This window comes from Vibrio sp. 10N.286.55.E10 (assembly GCF_002872555.1).
GTDB classification, from domain to species: Bacteria; Pseudomonadota; Gammaproteobacteria; order Enterobacterales; family Vibrionaceae; genus Vibrio; species Vibrio crassostreae.
In genome coordinates this window covers 22,375-38,569 of sequence record NZ_MCSD01000059.1, presented here as the reverse complement: position 1 = coordinate 38,569, position 16,195 = coordinate 22,375, and the positions used below count along the sequence as shown (strand labels likewise).

15 protein-coding genes are annotated in these 16,195 nt (G+C 43.3%); 2 read left to right on the top strand and 13 right to left on the bottom strand.

Going from position 1 to position 16,195, the window contains the following annotated elements; genetic code table 11:
• Window positions 1-14 precede the first annotated feature (14 nt).
• The 6 genes from hscB to trmJ form a co-directional block, all read right to left on the bottom strand.
• Complete coding sequence (hscB, locus tag BCV39_RS20485; RefSeq protein WP_019822106.1) at window positions 15-530, bottom strand: co-chaperone HscB; 516 nt, start codon at window positions 528-530, stop codon at window positions 15-17.
• A gap of 84 nt (window positions 531-614) precedes the next feature.
• A complete protein-coding gene (gene iscA, locus BCV39_RS20480) occupies window positions 615-938 on the bottom strand; it encodes an iron-sulfur cluster assembly protein IscA (protein WP_010440519.1) in 324 nt (107 codons plus the stop codon).
• A 97-nt stretch (window positions 939-1,035) separates the two neighbouring features.
• On the bottom strand, window positions 1,036-1,413 hold the full coding sequence (iscU, locus tag BCV39_RS20475) for a Fe-S cluster assembly scaffold IscU (RefSeq protein ID WP_004740340.1): 378 nt from the start codon (window positions 1,411-1,413) through the stop codon (window positions 1,036-1,038).
• Window positions 1,414-1,446: 33 nt separating this feature from the next.
• On the bottom strand, window positions 1,447-2,661 hold the full coding sequence (locus tag BCV39_RS20470; RefSeq protein ID WP_017629866.1) for an IscS subfamily cysteine desulfurase: 1,215 nt from the start codon (window positions 2,659-2,661) through the stop codon (window positions 1,447-1,449).
• 27 nt (window positions 2,662-2,688) lie between these two features.
• Window positions 2,689-3,210, bottom strand: coding sequence for a Fe-S cluster assembly transcriptional regulator IscR (iscR, locus tag BCV39_RS20465; protein WP_102431871.1), 522 nt, complete (start codon window positions 3,208-3,210; stop codon window positions 2,689-2,691).
• Between the two features lie 116 nt (window positions 3,211-3,326).
• Window positions 3,327-4,055: a tRNA (cytosine(32)/uridine(32)-2'-O)-methyltransferase TrmJ gene (gene trmJ / locus BCV39_RS20460; RefSeq protein WP_048658839.1), complete on the bottom strand. Its 729-nt coding sequence runs from the start codon at window positions 4,053-4,055 to the stop codon at window positions 3,327-3,329.
• A gap of 181 nt (window positions 4,056-4,236) precedes the next feature.
• Here trmJ and suhB point away from each other — a divergent pair, with 181 nt between their 5' ends.
• Window positions 4,237-5,040: an inositol-1-monophosphatase gene (suhB, locus tag BCV39_RS20455; RefSeq protein WP_017062836.1), complete on the top strand. Its 804-nt coding sequence runs from the start codon at window positions 4,237-4,239 to the stop codon at window positions 5,038-5,040.
• A 270-nt stretch (window positions 5,041-5,310) separates the two neighbouring features.
• Here the strand turns inward: suhB and secF are convergent, their stop codons facing one another.
• From secF to queA, 5 genes are all read right to left on the bottom strand, one after another.
• Window positions 5,311-6,258, bottom strand: a complete 948-nt coding sequence (gene secF, locus BCV39_RS20450) for a protein translocase subunit SecF (protein ID WP_048658840.1) — start codon at window positions 6,256-6,258, stop codon at window positions 5,311-5,313.
• Window positions 6,259-6,272: 14 nt separating this feature from the next.
• On the bottom strand, window positions 6,273-8,129 hold the full coding sequence (gene secD / locus BCV39_RS20445; RefSeq protein WP_080967378.1) for a protein translocase subunit SecD: 1,857 nt from the start codon (window positions 8,127-8,129) through the stop codon (window positions 6,273-6,275).
• A 20-nt stretch (window positions 8,130-8,149) separates the two neighbouring features.
• Window positions 8,150-8,479 (bottom strand): preprotein translocase subunit YajC, encoded by a 330-nt coding sequence (gene yajC / locus BCV39_RS20440; RefSeq protein ID WP_010440492.1) that lies wholly within the window; start codon window positions 8,477-8,479, stop codon window positions 8,150-8,152.
• 111 nt (window positions 8,480-8,590) lie between these two features.
• The gene (gene tgt, locus BCV39_RS20435; RefSeq protein ID WP_017056177.1) at window positions 8,591-9,727 is read right to left on the bottom strand and encodes a tRNA guanosine(34) transglycosylase Tgt; all 1,137 of its coding nucleotides are present in this window, start codon (window positions 9,725-9,727) and stop codon (window positions 8,591-8,593) included.
• Between the two features lie 195 nt (window positions 9,728-9,922).
• A complete protein-coding gene (queA, locus tag BCV39_RS20430; protein ID WP_102431870.1) occupies window positions 9,923-10,975 on the bottom strand; it encodes a tRNA preQ1(34) S-adenosylmethionine ribosyltransferase-isomerase QueA in 1,053 nt (350 codons plus the stop codon).
• Between the two features lie 335 nt (window positions 10,976-11,310).
• Between queA and BCV39_RS20425 the strand changes: the two genes are divergently transcribed.
• Window positions 11,311-11,757, top strand: coding sequence for a CBS domain-containing protein (locus BCV39_RS20425; RefSeq protein WP_102431869.1), 447 nt, complete (start codon window positions 11,311-11,313; stop codon window positions 11,755-11,757).
• 67 nt (window positions 11,758-11,824) lie between these two features.
• Here BCV39_RS20425 and BCV39_RS20420 read toward each other — a convergent pair whose 3' ends face one another.
• Together BCV39_RS20420 and BCV39_RS20415 are read right to left on the bottom strand one after the other, a co-directional pair.
• Window positions 11,825-14,800 (bottom strand): hypothetical protein, encoded by a 2,976-nt coding sequence (locus tag BCV39_RS20420; protein WP_102431868.1) that lies wholly within the window; start codon window positions 14,798-14,800, stop codon window positions 11,825-11,827.
• Between the two features lie 347 nt (window positions 14,801-15,147).
• Entirely contained in the window at window positions 15,148-16,053 is a 906-nt protein-coding gene (locus BCV39_RS20415) for a hydrogen peroxide-inducible genes activator (protein ID WP_102432994.1), read from the bottom strand.
• Between the last annotated feature and the right edge of the window lie 142 nt (window positions 16,054-16,195).

Genomic DNA, 16,195 nt, shown 5'->3' with positions numbered 1-16,195 from the left:
CCTTGTTATACGAACTAGCCGATCAGACGATCTTCAACTAACTCGATTTCATTCTTTAATTTTGCAATAAACTTAAGCTTTCTTACTCGGTCTGCAGCTTCTAGCCAAGCCTCACTGTCGAGTTCTTGTTGGATAGCGCTTAATTGTTGTTTATACATTTTGCTAACCTTTCCTTCAAATGCAAACAAAGCATCTTCAGGTTCAGAACTGTCGGCGATATCTTCAAGCTCTTCACGCAATTCCATTTGCTCCATTAGGAACATAGGATCTTGCAGGGTCTGCTGTTCACCACGAATATCCTCACCATGTTGCACTAACAGGTATTCAGCTCGGCTGATTGGATTCTTCAATACCTGATACGCATCATTGATTTGCGCAGCTTTTTGCACGGCTAGCAGGCGATCACGCTCAGAAGCAGTGGCAAATTTATCAGGGTGGAATTGGCGTTGCAGATCTCTAAACTGAGAAGAAAGAAGGCTACCATCCAGTTGAAACTGAAGTGGTAGCCCAAATAATTCGAAATGATTCATGTAACGGTGGTCCTAAGTTTAGGCTCTTCAATCAGAGCCTAATTTTATTCTTCGCTCACTATAAACGCTTAACGATTGAAGCGTTTATACGTTGAAGCTCTCACCACAACCACATTCGCCTTTCGCGTTAGGGTTGTTGAATTCAAAACCTTCGTTTAGGCCTTCTTTTACGTAATCAAGCTCAGTTCCGTCTAGGTAAACTAGGCTCTTTGGATCAATGATGACCTTAACACCTGAATGCTCGAACACTTCGTCTTCTTCGTTAAGCTCGTCAACGAATTCTAGTACATACGCCATACCCGAACAGCCAGTCGTTTTTACCGCTAAGCGTAACCCGATACCTTTACCTCGGTTATCTAGGAAAGCTTGAACTCGGCTTGCTGCCGTATCTGTCATGGTGATGGCCATACTACAACCTTGTGTTTTATATAAATTGAGAACTCAGGGGGAGCACAAAGGATGCTCCCAAATATTGCTTATTTTTTGTGATTACTTAATGAGACGATTAACGCTTCTTTTTGTAATCCGCAACAGCTGCTTTGATTGCATCTTCAGCAAGAATTGAACAGTGAACTTTCACTGGTGGCAACTCTAGCTCTTCTGCGATTTCAGAGTTTTTGATAGCTGCCGCTTCATCAATACTTTTGCCTTTAACCCACTCAGTTACTAGTGAGCTAGAAGCGATTGCGCTGCCGCAACCGTAAGTTTTGAATTTTGCATCTTCGATAATGCCTTCTGGCGTTACCTTGATTTGCAGTTTCATTACATCACCACAAGCTGGTGCGCCAACCATACCGCTACCAACACTTGGGTCTTCTTTATCAAACGAACCTACGTTACGTGGGTTTTCGTAGTGATCAATTACTTTTTCGCTATATGCCATGATAGTTACCTCGAATCCTCTATTTCCGTGAGATTAGTGATGAGCCCACTCAACAGTGTTCAAATCAATCCCTTCTTTATACATATCCCATAGAGGAGACATGTCGCGTAATTTGTTTACCGCTACACGAATTTGTGCAATCGCGTAGTCGATTTCTTCTTCCGTTGTGAAACGGCCGAATGAGAAACGTACTGAGCTGTGTGCCAGTTCATCGTTCAGGCCAAGAGCTCGTAGAACGTATGAAGGCTCTAGGCTTGCTGATGTACATGCAGAACCTGATGATACTGCTAGGTCTTTTAGAGACATAAGCAGAGACTCACCTTCGACGAAAGCGAAGCTAACGTTTAGGTTGTGTGGTACACGTTGGTCTAAGTCACCGTTTACCGTTACCGCTTCTAGATCTTGAACACCTTTCAATAGGCGCTCACGAAGTGCTAGTGCGTGATCGTAATCTTTCTGCATGTCTTGCTTAGCAACAGCACAAGCTTCGCCCATACCCACGATTTGGTGAGTAGCAAGCGTACCTGAACGGAAACCACGCTCATGACCGCCGCCGTGCATTTGCGCTTCAAGACGAATACGTGGCTTACGACGAACGTAAAGTGCACCGATACCTTTAGGGCCATACATTTTGTGAGCTGAAAGTGAGATTAAGTCAACTTTCATCTCTTGTACGTCTAGTGGGATTTTACCCGCAGACTGAGCCGCATCAACGTGGAAGATGATCTTACGGGAACGACATAATTCGCCGATTGCAGAGATATCTTGGATTACACCAATCTCGTTGTTAACGTGCATGATAGAAACTAGAACAGTGTCTTCACGCATTGCAGCTTGTAGCTTGTCTAGATCGATGATGCCGTTTGCTTCTGGCTCAAGGTAAGTTACCTCAAAACCTTCACGCTCTAGTTGGCGACATGGATCAAGAACCGCTTTATGTTCTGTTTTGCACGTAATTACGTGCTTACCTTTCTTCTCGTAAAAGTGCGCTGCACCTTTAATAGCAAGGTTGTCTGACTCTGTAGCACCTGAAGTGAAAACAATCTCACGTGGGTCTGCATTTAATAGGTCAGCAATTTGCTCACGAGCATTATCTACTGCTTCTTCTGCCTGCCAGCCGTAACGGTGTGAACGAGATGCAGGGTTACCGAAGTTACCGTCCATCGTCATGCACTGAACCATTTTCTCAGCAACTCGTGGATCGACTGGGCATGTAGCTGAATAGTCAAAGTAAATAGGCAGTTTCATTTTCTACTCCAATGTAAAAACTGACCGCTAAGAGCGGGCATTAACACCGTGAGGTGCTGCACTAATCGTTGTAGTGCTCGTATTTTTATGTGTAAAACCATTATTAACCGCAAGATCGATATCTTGACGATCAGAAATTTCTAAAACTTCGTTATCTTTCATTAGCTCACCGAGCGTAATGTCGTTTAAGAAGCTGCTGATTCGGGAGCTTAAATCACGCCATAGAGTGTGAGTTAAACAACGACTACCACCCTGGCAATCTGCTCGACCGTGACACTTAGTCGCATCAACTGATTCGTCTACTGCTGCAATCACAGTTCCGACAGCGATGTCGCTCGCTTCAGCACCTAAACGGTAACCACCACCAGGGCCGCGAACACTAGCAACTAAGCCAGCTTTACGTAACTTAGAAAAAAGTTGCTCTAAGTAAGATAACGAGATGCCTTGTCGCTCTGAAATGTCAGCCAGAGGAACTGGGCTTTTTTGCGAATGCAGTGCTACATCGAGCATAGCTGTTACCGCATATCTTCCTTTAGATGTAAGTTTCATATCACACCGTATCCACATTGTTTATGTGGTTGGAATCTTCCCATACCCGACTAAATTGGTCAAGTATTTAGTTGACTATTTTAGTCAGGTATTCACCCTTAGTTTTCACATGGGCTTTATTTATCGTTTTTGCTCTTCTCAATTGAAGTCAAAATGCCACGTAGAGTATTGATCTCTTGCAGCTCTGGACGAGCTCGGCTAAACAGACGACGCAGCTTATTCATCACCTGCCCCGGCTTATCCTTAGAGATAAATTGGGTATCAATGATCACTTTTTCAAGGTGCTCGTAGAACATTTCTAGTTCTTCGTGACGAGGGTACTCATCTTGTGGCTGTGGTTGATATTGGCTAGCGACCATATCAAGGTGGGCGACACGCACTTCGTAGCTCAGAGTCTGTACCGCCATTGCTAGGTTTAGCGAGCTGTATTCAGGGTTAGCTGGGATACATACATGGAAGTGGCACTTCTGAAGCTCATCGTTAGTCAAGCCCGTACGCTCACGGCCGAATACTAATGCTACTGGGTGCTTCTGACCTTCAATTGCAAATTTTTGTCCACACTCACGAGGCTCAAGCATTGGCCATTCAAGTGTGCGTGAACGTGCACTCGAACCAACCACTAAACCACAGTCTTTTACTGCTTCGTCCAGTGTGGAAACGATAGTCGCGTTTTCTGCGATGTCACCAGCACCCGCAGCCAGTGCTAAGGTCTGCTCGTCAACTTCACATTGAGGGTCTACAAGAACTAATTGACTCAAACCCATCACTTTCATTGCGCGAGCTGCTGATCCGATATTTCCCGAATGAGACGTACCAACCAGAACGACTTTTACATTGTCTAACATGCTATATGACACCACTTTAAAAATAATCGCGAGATATTAACACATAGCAAAGTAAAATGGTCAGACCCTTCGCGCAATGTGAAACCAAGAGTTCAAAAAATAACCACTTCCCTTTTGGTAAAACTTTGGTATACTCGCCGCCGCTTTAAATTGTTCTTTAACATCTTGTGGGAAAAACCATATGCATCCAATGCTAAACATTGCGATACGCGCTGCGCGTAAAGCTGGCAACCATATTGCTAAATCTCTAGAAACAACTGATAAGATCGAATCGTCTCTAAAAGGTAACAACGATTACGTTACTAACATTGCTCAAGAAGCTGAGTACATGATCATTGAGACAATCAAAGCATCTTACCCAGAGCACAGCATTATTTCTGAAGAGAAAGGCCTGACTGAAGGTAAAGACTCTGACGTACAATGGATCGTTGACCCACTAGATGGCACCAACAACTTTGTAAAAGGTTTCCCTCACTTCTCTGTATCTATCGCTGTTCGCATGAACGGTCGTACAGAAGTTGCTTGTGTTTATGACCCAATGCTAAACGAGCTATTCACAGCTCAACGTGGCGCTGGCGCTCAACTTAACAACGCTCGTATGCGTGTTACTCAACTAAAAGACCTTCAAGGTACTGTTCTAGCGACTGGTTTCCCATTCAAGCAAAAACAACACTCAGAATCTTTCATGAAGATCATCTCTGGTCTATTCATTGACTGTGCTGATTTCCGTCGTACAGGCTCTCCTGCTCTTGACCTATGTTACCTAGCAGCTGGCCGTGTTGATGGTTACCTAGAACTAGGCCTTAAGCCATGGGATCTAGCAGCTGGTGACCTAATCGCTCGTGAAGCTGGTGCTATCATGACCGACTTCGCTGGCGGTACTGATTACATGACTTCTGGTAATGTTGTTGCTTCAAGCGCACGTGGTGTTAAGTCTATTCTTAAGCACGTTCGTGAGAACGCTAACGAAGGTATGCTGAAATAATTCAGACCTTACGTTAAAGCTCCCTGTTTTAAGGGCGCATAAAAATTCCAAAGCCTCGCTAGATAGCGAGGCTTTTTTGTATCTGTGGTTCAGGGATGCGAGATGCGAGATGCGAGATGCGAGATGCGAGCAGAATAGCGCTTATGGTATTAAGTACAACTCACTTCGACCATAAAATTTGTATTGAGTTTTCCTGCAAAATGCAGCCATAAAAAAACCGCTAGTTGCCTAGCGGTTTTTTTGGTTTAGCGAAACTTGTTAAGCCAAGGCCTAAGGCATTTCGTCAAACTCTTCACCTTCTTTTTCCACTTGTGGTGGCATTAGGTGTTCACGTGTAATACCCAACTTCATTGCTAGTGCAGATGCAACGTAGATAGAAGAGTAAGTACCAACCGTAATACCCAATAGAAGGGCAGTTGCGAAGCCGTGAATCATAGCGCCGCCCTGAACGAACAGTGCGATAACTACGAATAACGTGGTACCAGAAGTGATCAATGTACGACTCAATGTTTGTGTGATTGAGCTGTTCAGTACTTCAGGCGCTTCACCTTTACGCATCTTACGGAAGTTCTCACGAATACGGTCGAATACAACGATGGTATCGTTGAGGGAGTAACCGACTACCGTTAGCAAGGCTGCTACGATGGTAAGGTCGACCTCAATTTGCATTAGAGAGAACACACCAAGTGTGATGATAACATCGTGCGCCAGTGCTAATACCGCACCCGCAGCCAAACGCCATTCAAATCGCACTGATACGTAGATCAAGATACAGATAAGAGAAACTAGGATAGCAAGGCCACCCGCTTCTGTTAGCTCATCACCTACGTTAGGACCAACGAACTCGATACGACGCATTTCAACTTGCTCACCAGTACCATTCTCAATAGCAGAAAGGATTTGGTTACCAAGCGTTTCGCCCGCTACGCCATCACGTGGACGTAAACGAACCATCACATCACGAGCTGAACCGAAGTTCTGTACCGTTGCATCACCAAAGCCTTCGGCTTCTAGTGCACTACGGATATCAGGAAGGTGTGCCGGTTGTTCAAAACCAACTTCAATCAGAGTACCGCCAGTAAAATCTAGACCCCAGTTCAACGATTTCGTTGTTAGGGTGAAGATAGCAGTACCAATCATCAAGATAGAAAAAACAAAGGCAACCTTTGACCAACGCATAAAGTCGATCATTTTGTCTGCTTTTAGAATCTGAAACATATTAATTCCTAGCCTTAGATCGACAGTTTTTTAACGCGTTTGCCGCCATACATCAGGTTCACGATACAACGTGTTCCCACAATAGCTGTAAACATTGAAGTCAAGATACCGATAGACAGCGTTACCGCGAAGCCTTTGATAGCACCAGTACCCACAGCAAATAGAATAATTGCTGTTAGTAGCGTGGTGATGTTGGCATCGGCGATTGTGCTGAATGCGTTCGCGTAACCTTGGTGAATCGCTTGTTGTGGACTACGTCCATCTCGAAGCTCTTCACGTATACGCTCAAAGATCAGAACGTTGGCATCAACCGCCATACCGACCGTTAATACGATACCGGCAATACCTGGCAGGGTCATAGTAGCCCCCGGAATCATCGACATCACACCGATAATCAACACCAAGTTAGCCATTAGCGCAACGTTCGCAATCAGACCAAAGCTGCGGTAGTAAAGCAGCGTAAACAGCATTACAGCAGCCATACCCCAAACCATCGCCATGATACCCATATCGATGTTTTGTTGCCCCATAGATGGACCAATCGTACGTTCTTCTACAATCGAGATAGGCGCAATCAGAGCACCAGCACGCAGTAGAAGTGCCAAGTTATGAGCTTCAGCCGTTGAGTCGATACCAGTAATACGGAAGTTACGACCAAGTGCAGACTGAATCGTCGCTTGGTTAATCACTTCTTCGTGCTTACTTAAGATAACTCGACCTTCCGGTGTTTTACGACCGCTGTCTTTGTACTCTGCAAATACCGTCGCCATTAGCTTACCGATATTCTGACGAGAGAATGCAGACATCTTACTACCACCTTCGCTGTCTAGCGAGATGTTAACTTGAGGACGACCATATTCATCAACACTTGAGCTTGCATCAGTAATACTTGAACCGCCTAGAATAACGCGCTTCTTAAGTACCACAGGACGACCATCACGATCTTGCTTGATTTCGCTACCCGCAGGGGCACGACCAGAAGCGGCAGCGGCTAAATCAGCACTGCTATCTACTTCACGGAACTCAAGCGTCGCGGTAGCACCAAGGATTTCTTTAGCGCGAGCCGTGTCTTGAACACCAGGCAATTCCACTACGATACGGCTAGAACCTTGACGTTGAACCAAAGGTTCAGCAACACCAAGTTCGTTAACACGGTTACGTAGAATGGTAATGTTTTGCTCAACCGCGTAGTTACGGATTTCTTGAAGACGAGCCTCTGTAAAGCTTGCAACCAAAGAGAAACGACCGTTAGATTCAGAATCTACGAACGTCATATCTTGGTGCTTAGATTGCAGTAGCGATTTCGCTTCAGCAAGCTGCTCTTCGTTACGCAGAATCACTTCAACCGCATCTTTACCAGATGGGCGAATCGCACGGTAACGGATTTTCTCTTCACGAAGTTCACTACGGAATGCTTCTTCTTGTTGACCAACCAGCTTTTGCATCGCCGCGTCCATATCCACTTCCATTAAGAAGTGAACACCACCACGTAGATCAAGACCAAGTTTCATTGGTGCAGCACCAATAGATTCAAGCCAATCAGGAGTTGAAGCCGCTAGGTTTAAAGCAACAATAACGTCATCGCCTAGTGCTTCTGTGATGATATCACGGGCACTAATTTGCGTATCTGTGTCGTTAAAGCGAACAAGAATGGAACCGTTTTCGAGAGCAACGGATTTAGTAGAAAGGTTTTCTGCTTCAAGAGCATTGGTGACAGCATCCAGCGTAGACATATCTACAGAGGCGCCGCGCGCCCCTGTAACTTGAACTGCCGGATCTTCACCGTATATATTTGGAAGTGCGTACAACGCAGCGATAGCGATGGCAAACACCACCATCAAATACTTCCATAACGGGTAACGGTTTAGCACAGCGAGGATCCTCTAGCTGTTTATAGAGATTTCAGAGTACCTTTTGGTAGCACTGCTGTAACGAAGTCTTTCTTGATAACTACTTCGTTGTTTGCGTTCAGTTCGATAGCAACGTAGTCGCTGTCTTCAGCAATCTTAGTGATCTTGCCGATTAGGCCGCCGCTTGTAAGAACTTCATCGCCTTTGCCCATAGAAGACATAAGGTTCTTGTGCTCTTTAACACGCTTAGCTTGTGGACGGTAGATCATGAAGTAGAAGATCACAGCGAACATACCTAGCATGATAAGCATTTCGAAACCGCCGCCTGCTGGTGCACCTTCTGCTGCTGCGTGAGCTTGAGAAATAAACATTTAAAACATCCTCTATTTATATTTTCGTAATTGTTTGTCTAATTGGGTTGCATCCCTTTATTTTCAAGCCCCATCACTCGGAAGAGAGATAGGGCTCGCAAAAAAGAAATACTAAGATTCTTTACCTAGTGGTGGCACTTCACGCCCCATTCTTGCGTAGAACTCTGCAACGAACTCTTCAAAGCGGTCTTCATCGATAGACTGACGAATGTCTGACATTACTCGTTGGTAGAAACGCAGGTTATGAATCGTGTTCAGTCGAGCACCTAGGATTTCGTTACAACGATCCAAATGGTGTAAGTACGACTTGCTGTAGTTCTTACAAGTGTAACAGTCACACTCTGAATCTAGTGGTGTTGTATCGGTTTTATGCTTCGCATTACGGATCTTGATCACACCTTCAGTCACAAACAGGTGGCCGTTACGTGCATTTCGCGTTGGCATTACACAGTCAAACATGTCGATACCACGACGAACACCTTCAACTAGGTCTTCTGGTTTGCCTACGCCCATTAGGTAACGTGGCTTATCTTCCGGCAATTGAGGACATGTGTGTTCAAGAATACGGTGCATGTCTTCTTTTGGTTCGCCTACTGCTAGACCACCAACTGCGTAACCATCAAAACCAATTTCAGTTAGGCCTTTAACAGATACATCACGAAGGTCTTCGTACACACCACCTTGAACGATACCGAATAGTGAGTTCGGGTTTTCAAGTTTGTCGAAGTGGTTACGTGAACGCTCAGCCCAACGAAGAGACATCTCCATTGAGTCTTTTGCTTCTTTGTGTGTCGCTGGGTAAGGCGTACACTCGTCAAAGATCATTACGATGTCTGAACCTAAGTCTTTTTGGATTTCCATAGACTTCTCAGCGTCCATGAAGATCTTGTCACCGTTTACAGGGTTACGGAAGTGAACACCCTCTTCAGTGATTTTACGCATTGCACCTAGGCTGAATACTTGGAAGCCGCCTGAATCAGTCAGGATAGGACCGTGCCAGTTCATGAAATCGTGCAGGTCACCGTGCATTTTCATGATTTCTTGACCAGGACGTAGCCATAGGTGGAATGTGTTACCTAATAGGATCTCAGCACCTGTGTCTTTAACTTCTTCAGGTGTCATACCTTTTACAGTACCGTAAGTACCTACAGGCATGAATGCTGGGGTTTCAACGGTACCGCGTTCAAACTGAAGTTGACCACGACGTGCGCCGCTATTAGTTTTTTTAAGTTCGTATTTTAATTTCACGAAGCCTCCAATATGCCAGAGAAACAATCTGACTGTTAATTCAGAACCTTAAGCCAAACAAAAGTTCAGTCCAGTGAGCTCTATGAGGAGCGGTCGCGTATTCCTTGCGAGAGATTAGACAGACACCCTGCCCGACTCCTAGCTTACTGCTAGCACCCGTAAATTCTTATGTATATCGTTTATAACTAGCTTAAATTAGCTTGTTTTCTTATTGATGAACATGGCATCACCGTAGCTGAAGAAACGATATTCGCTCTTCACTGCGTGATCGTATGCGCCCATCACATTGTCGTAACCTGCAAATGCACTCACCAACATAATCAGCGTTGATTCTGGTAAGTGGAAATTGGTAATCAAGCAATCCACCAACTGGTATTCATAACCAGGGAAGATGAAGATTTCTGTATCACCAAAGAAAGGAACGAATTCAGTACCTTTTTTCAATGCATCTTGCGCTGCACTTTCTAATGAGCGTACTGATGTTGTACCAACGGCAATAATACGACCGCCACGAGCTTTTGCTGCAGCTACGGCGTCAACCACTTCTTGCGGGACTTCAACGTACTCCGCATGCATGTGGTGATCATTGATGTTGTCTACTTTAACTGGCTGGAATGTGCCAGCGCCAACGTGAAGCGTCACGTAAGCAAACTCAACACCTTTCTCTTTCATGTCAGCCATTAACTTGTCATCAAAATGAAGACCCGCTGTTGGAGCTGCAACCGCACCTGGCTTCTCATTATAGACCGTCTGGTAACGCTCTTTATCTGCGTCTTCATCTGGACGATCAATATAAGGAGGTAGCGGCATATGACCAACACTGTTCAGAATCTCTAAAACGCTTTGGTCAGATGTGAAATGGATTTCAAATAACGCGTCATGTCGCGCCACCATTTCAGCTTCATACTCATCGTTCTCACCAAGGAACAATTTAGTGCCCGGCTTAGGTGATTTAGAACAACGAACATGCGCTAGAATACTCTTCTCATCAAGCATACGCTCAACCAGCACTTCAAGCTTACCGCCTGATGCCTTGCGACCAAATACACGAGCTGGAATCACTCGAGTGTTATTGAAAACAACAAGATCGCCTGGTTCAACCAAGTCTAAAACGTCTTTAAACGAACCATCAGCTAGGTTACCGCTGTTGCCATCTAATTTAAGCAGGCGGCTTGCTGTACGCTCCTCTTGAGGGTAGCGAGCAATGAGTTCATCTGGTAGGTCAAAGTGAAAATCTGAAACTTGCATGTGTCTAGTCTTGTCTTAGTTGATGAGATTTGTGCCGTTGACGAATCATCAATCGTAGTTGCTGAACAATGGTTACGGTAAGTCAATCATTACCGGAAACACATCGCAAACACGACTAAAAATTTCGCAGTGGGCTAGTATAGGCACACGAGCCGCAATAGCAAGGTTTACAGCAATGGATTATTGTAAAGAGGCGTAAAATAATGCTACTAACTCACCTCCTTAAACTAAAGAATTAGTTGCATAAAACTCACCCAAAAATGCGTCAGATCTCAGTTATTTTTAGGATAAAAAACTATAGTAATAGCAACAAAATAAAAAAGAAGGAGGTTCGTATGATCAAGGTTGAAGATATGATGACTCGCAACCCTCATACCCTATTGCGCTCACACTCACTGGCCGATGCTAAGCACATGATGGAAGCGCTTGATATCCGCCATATTCCGGTCGTTGATTCCGATAGAAAGCTACTCGGTGTTGTCACACAACGAGACGTTCTAGCCGCTCAAGAATCCAGCCTACAAAACATCCCACAAGCTCAATCTTTTACTCTTGCTACTCCCCTCAACGACATCATGCACAAAAGTGTTATGTCAGCAGAGCCACGTGCAGGATTAAAAGAATCGGCTATCTATATGCAGAAACATAAAGTGGGCTGTTTACCTGTCGTAGAAAACCACGAACTAGTAGGCATTATCACCGACAGTGACTTCGTCACCATCGCGATTAACTTGCTTGAACTGCAAGAAGAAGTCGAGCCAGAAGAAGCTGAAGTAGATTGAGGCAACAATAAAAAGAGCCTCATGACATCATGAGGCTCTATTAGAATCAGATTTACTGTTTCTGTTGTTACAGAGGGGTAGCATCACTGCAAAGGTTAGTTTGTCGAGTTCTGAATTGATGCTGAATAACTAGCTGAATATCATCAATCGCTTCCGTCTCAACAATATCGCCATATTCATCACCTAATTGCAGAGACAATCTCCAACCAGAAGCAGCTACACTTCTCTCTTTAAATGAATAGGTTGGATTAAGTAACTCTCTATTGTCATGATAACCTGCCGTTAAGTTAGCGGTCATACGCTGTCTAAAACTACCATTAGATACAACGCTATCACGGGAAATATCAGCAAAACGAGTGGAATAAGAGTTCAAACCACCTTGAAGCCCCTCGCCATCACCTACTAATACTCCTGGAGTGCTACTACGCATGTAACTATTCCCGCCGTAAGTAAGATATGCTTTAGTTGTCGCCTCGCCAGATATGTCGTAATTCAGCGCGAGATCAATAGCAACACCACCAATTTTATCAGAATATGTACCGGCAGCACTTAAGCACATAACGTCATCATCACTACCCACAATCGGACCTTGAAAAAGGACTGAGGATGGAAAGTTTTTCACGGTACTGAACTCTACCGTTAGCCATTCACCAGAAACTAAATCGCGAGATAATAACTTAAGCTTGGCATTAAATGCTTCATCAGCATTCAACATTTCACCACTACCATTTGGGTCTGGGTAAAGGATAGTTCTCCCGTTATAGTTATCAACGTAACCAAAGATATCCCTCTTGAGAGAAATAATATCCACGGTTTGATGACCATTTGATGTATACCATCCGCCATAGAAACTTTCCAAAGCATTGAGGTATTCGATAGATTGCTGAATGTTTGAGACTTTGAATACATCGCCTTTATCTAGCTCTGCATTACGGTCATTGAACAACACTTGTCTACTATGCTCAAAAGCTTGTACAGCATAAAACAGCCACTCTTGAAGTTCAGAAAACTCTAATTCTGCTTGATACGTTTCAACAGTCAATGTGCTGAAAGATAGTGGATTAGCGTACGAGCGCTCTGAAGCCAGATACTCATTTTGGTCGGTTTCCGCGACCAAACGCAAAGCTTCAGCATTTAAAGCAAGTAACCTACCAGCATCATCACTTAAATTAGAAAGTGACTTAGCCATATCAGCTCTAGCCGTTGCCAATTCTAAGGTTAGTTGTTGAATTCGCCCCTTAGCAAAAACATCTGATGTCTCTACCTGTAAACCTTTTATTGTTGCACGCTCAAGCAAAGCCAACTTCTGTGTATATAAGTCAGCCTTAAGAGAACTTCCCTTCAATGCACCTTGTAAGTTCTCGACAGCAGTAAATGTCGATGATAAATCGGTAGAGCCGGTATCATTCAAGAAACGATTTAGTATATCAAGAGAGTGTTGTACTTCTTCAGACAGCAGCAATGTGTTCATATCGAAAGTCGAAGTTCGACTTTCATCAATTAGGCTTTGGAGCTTAAATTCATTAAGACCTAATTTAACCGTGATCTTATCGACCAAATTACTAGTTTGCTGCACCAGCTCAAGACGTGCCACTTCTAGTGCTATGTTGTTTAATACCTCACTATGGACTCTATAAGCTCGTTCAACTTCGCGCTTTGCAGCTTGAATGTTTTTCAACTGATAGCCGATTAAGCTGCCTCTACGTTGACTCTTAGTCTGCTCTTTACAGGAGTTAACAATCAATGAAGAAGGGCAACCTAGAAGAGTTGATAACCTCTCTTTTGAGCGTTGATTTTCTTGCTCAAAATTTCGTGTAAAGACGCCCAACTGATAACGGTAATCAAGGTGTTTTTTTTGAGCAAAATTCAGTGAACTCTCAAGAGAGAGCGTCATTTCATCTAATACTTTCCCTATAACCTCAGTTGAACTGCTCCCAATACTATCTTCAGAGTCATAATCTGGCATCAACAAAACGAAATCATCTGGCAGCCCTAAATAGTTAGCTCCACCTTCGAGCCAGTTGGCTACAGATTTCAATTCAACAACGTTACCTTTAAATTTATCTAGCTCAGACGACAATATTATATGGGTATAGGAATCATCGCCTAACAAACGACGTAACTGCGTCTCTTTTGAAATAACTCGCTCAAGCAGTGAACTAGCATCATATGCAAGCTTAGATTTTTGCTCTACAGAACTCGCCGATACCGACTTTAATTTACTAATTTGTAACTGCTGAGCTAATAACTCATTCATAAACTGATAAGCTAATAAAGCATCTTTATAACCTGTAATTAAACGGTCTTCTTGGTATACAGGTAATGACTGTCCTTTTTCATTTAGGTATCGAGCACTTTTCACATCACGAAATGGCTGCGCACTAGCAAATGATTGAGGGTACTTTTCGATCAATCTCCAATAATCATCAAAAGCGCTTAATAGAATATCTAAAGACTGTTGACGGTACTTTTCCACTGCGGCTGTGCTTGCTCGATCTACCCATAATATTCTAGCTTGGTCAGTTGCACGATTCGCCAAAATAAAATCTGCTGTAGCGCGATCATAATAAATATCAAAAAGTACCGCTTTTAAGCCCACCAAATCAGAAGTTTCGATAACGAGTTTTTCAATCGTTTTAATGGCACCAGCAGCTTGACGTTTTTCTGCATTACCCCATAAAGAGTCGAAGGGCCATCCTTCTCCGCTTTCAGATATTGCAACGATAATATTTCCTGTTTTTGGGTCGAGAGTAAACATACGCTCCAAATAACGAAAAGCTGTTAAATCTTTAGCTTCAGTATCTTTTGCATACTGAGGATATAATTTAGATAACGCTTGTTCGATAGTCGTATATGTTGTAGAAAATTGAGGTACGCTCGACCAACAGCGTTCACCTTCAATAAACTCCTGATAACAACTCTGCCTTAGATTATTCTCATCAAATATAGAGTTTTCATTTTTATCATCTGAAGCGTTAGCAACTCCTGATAATAGTAATAAGGGCGTAAAAAGCCCTACCAAACGCTGTTTAGTATCAATCATAATTATTCTTTTAATTTTATTTTTGATCATTAAGTAAATAACATAATGGTCATTTACTTTACCTAGCTAACAATAATATTTTTTATCATTAGTCGGGTTCACTATCCACACAGGGAATGCAATATCAACTTTTATAAAACCCAATTATCATTAACTTAATTTCGATCACAGTTATCAATAGATGGAATGATAAAAAGAATAACAATTAGAAGAAAATAACCATTTATTATTTTATGCTTCATTAGATTTAACTAATAATAAATTTATTTAACAGTATCAATAAATAAAAGAGCGGCTTTAATAGCCGCTCAAAGATATAAATTAAATACGCTGATAAATGATGTCTCTTAAAGTAACTCAGAAACCACATCAGCAAGTTGATGGAAGGTTTCGCGACGTGATGAGCTTGGTCGCCAAACCAGGCCTATATCTCGGTACGCATGCTGACCAGGAGGATCAATAACCACTAGGTTTTGGTTTTCAAGCAAGCCATGATCGATCGCCATTTGCGGAATAAAGGTGGTTCCTAAACCATTGGCCACCATTTGCACCAATGTGTGTAGGCTTGTAGCGGTAAATGGGTTTATCTTCTCTTTGTCGGTTAACTTACAAGCTGATACCGCGTGCTCGGTTAAGCAGTGTTCGTTCTCCAGCAAAAATACAGACTCGTCTGGCAGGTCATCGTATTTAATCGGAACCCGAATACCATCTGCTTGATTACGACTGATCACCATTCTGAACGGATCTTGCCCAACAACTTTACTCTCCATGTTATCGATATCGACAGGCAAAGCCAGAATCAACACATCTAACTCACCATGACGTAATGCAGCCAATAAGTTAGTTGTCGTATCTTCACGTAACAGTAAATTTAGCTGAGGAAAGCGTTGGTTAGCTTCTTGTACCAAATCGCACAAAAGGAATGGTGCAATGGTAGGAATACACCCGACTCGCAGCTGACCTTGCATCGCATCCCCGTTACATAGGTTTCCAAGCTCGACAAGGTCTTGCCCCTTCGCCAGTAGATCTCGTCCATGCTTGACCACCAGCTCACCCGCTTGAGTAAAAACCAATGGGCTCTTCTTATCCTTCTTTTCATAAAGAGGGCAACCAATTAGCTCTTCTAGGTTTTGAATGCCTTTACTGAGCGTAGATTGACTCACGAAGCAGCGATCAGCGGCATCACTGAAGTGACGAGTTTCGTGAAGAGTAACAAGATAGTGAAGTTGCTTAAGACTTGGCCATTTATTCATGAAATTACTTTGTAATATGAGTAGGATAAGTTACGTAAAGGTCATGAGACCTAAGAACAGGATAAAGAATAAGCTTATCGCTTTTTTCGATTAACTTAATCTATTTAATTCGCTTTTTTCTATAGTACCGATTGTACTATAG

Excerpts from the sequence above, each read along its gene's own strand:
- BCV39_RS20420 (WP_102431868.1), bottom strand. The coding sequence starts at position 14,800 with ATGATTGATACTAAACAGCGTTTGGTAGGGCTTTTTACGCCCTTATTA.
- hscB (WP_019822106.1), bottom strand. The coding sequence starts at position 530 with ATGAATCATTTCGAATTATTTGGGCTACCACTTCAGTTTCAACTGGAT.
- trmJ (WP_048658839.1), bottom strand. The coding sequence starts at position 4,055 with ATGTTAGACAATGTAAAAGTCGTTCTGGTTGGTACGTCTCATTCGGGA.
- queA (WP_102431870.1), bottom strand. The coding sequence starts at position 10,975 with ATGCAAGTTTCAGATTTTCACTTTGACCTACCAGATGAACTCATTGCT.
- iscA (WP_010440519.1), bottom strand. The coding sequence starts at position 938 with ATGGCCATCACCATGACAGATACGGCAGCAAGCCGAGTTCAAGCTTTC.
- iscU (WP_004740340.1), bottom strand. The coding sequence starts at position 1,413 with ATGGCATATAGCGAAAAAGTAATTGATCACTACGAAAACCCACGTAAC.
- BCV39_RS20415 (WP_102432994.1), bottom strand. The coding sequence starts at position 16,053 with ATGAATAAATGGCCAAGTCTTAAGCAACTTCACTATCTTGTTACTCTT.
- iscR (WP_102431871.1), bottom strand. The coding sequence starts at position 3,210 with ATGAAACTTACATCTAAAGGAAGATATGCGGTAACAGCTATGCTCGAT.
- BCV39_RS20425 (WP_102431869.1), top strand. The coding sequence starts at position 11,311 with ATGATCAAGGTTGAAGATATGATGACTCGCAACCCTCATACCCTATTG.
- yajC (WP_010440492.1), bottom strand. The coding sequence starts at position 8,479 with ATGTTTATTTCTCAAGCTCACGCAGCAGCAGAAGGTGCACCAGCAGGC.
- suhB (WP_017062836.1), top strand. The coding sequence starts at position 4,237 with ATGCATCCAATGCTAAACATTGCGATACGCGCTGCGCGTAAAGCTGGC.
- BCV39_RS20470 (WP_017629866.1), bottom strand. The coding sequence starts at position 2,661 with ATGAAACTGCCTATTTACTTTGACTATTCAGCTACATGCCCAGTCGAT.
- secF (WP_048658840.1), bottom strand. The coding sequence starts at position 6,258 with ATGTTTCAGATTCTAAAAGCAGACAAAATGATCGACTTTATGCGTTGG.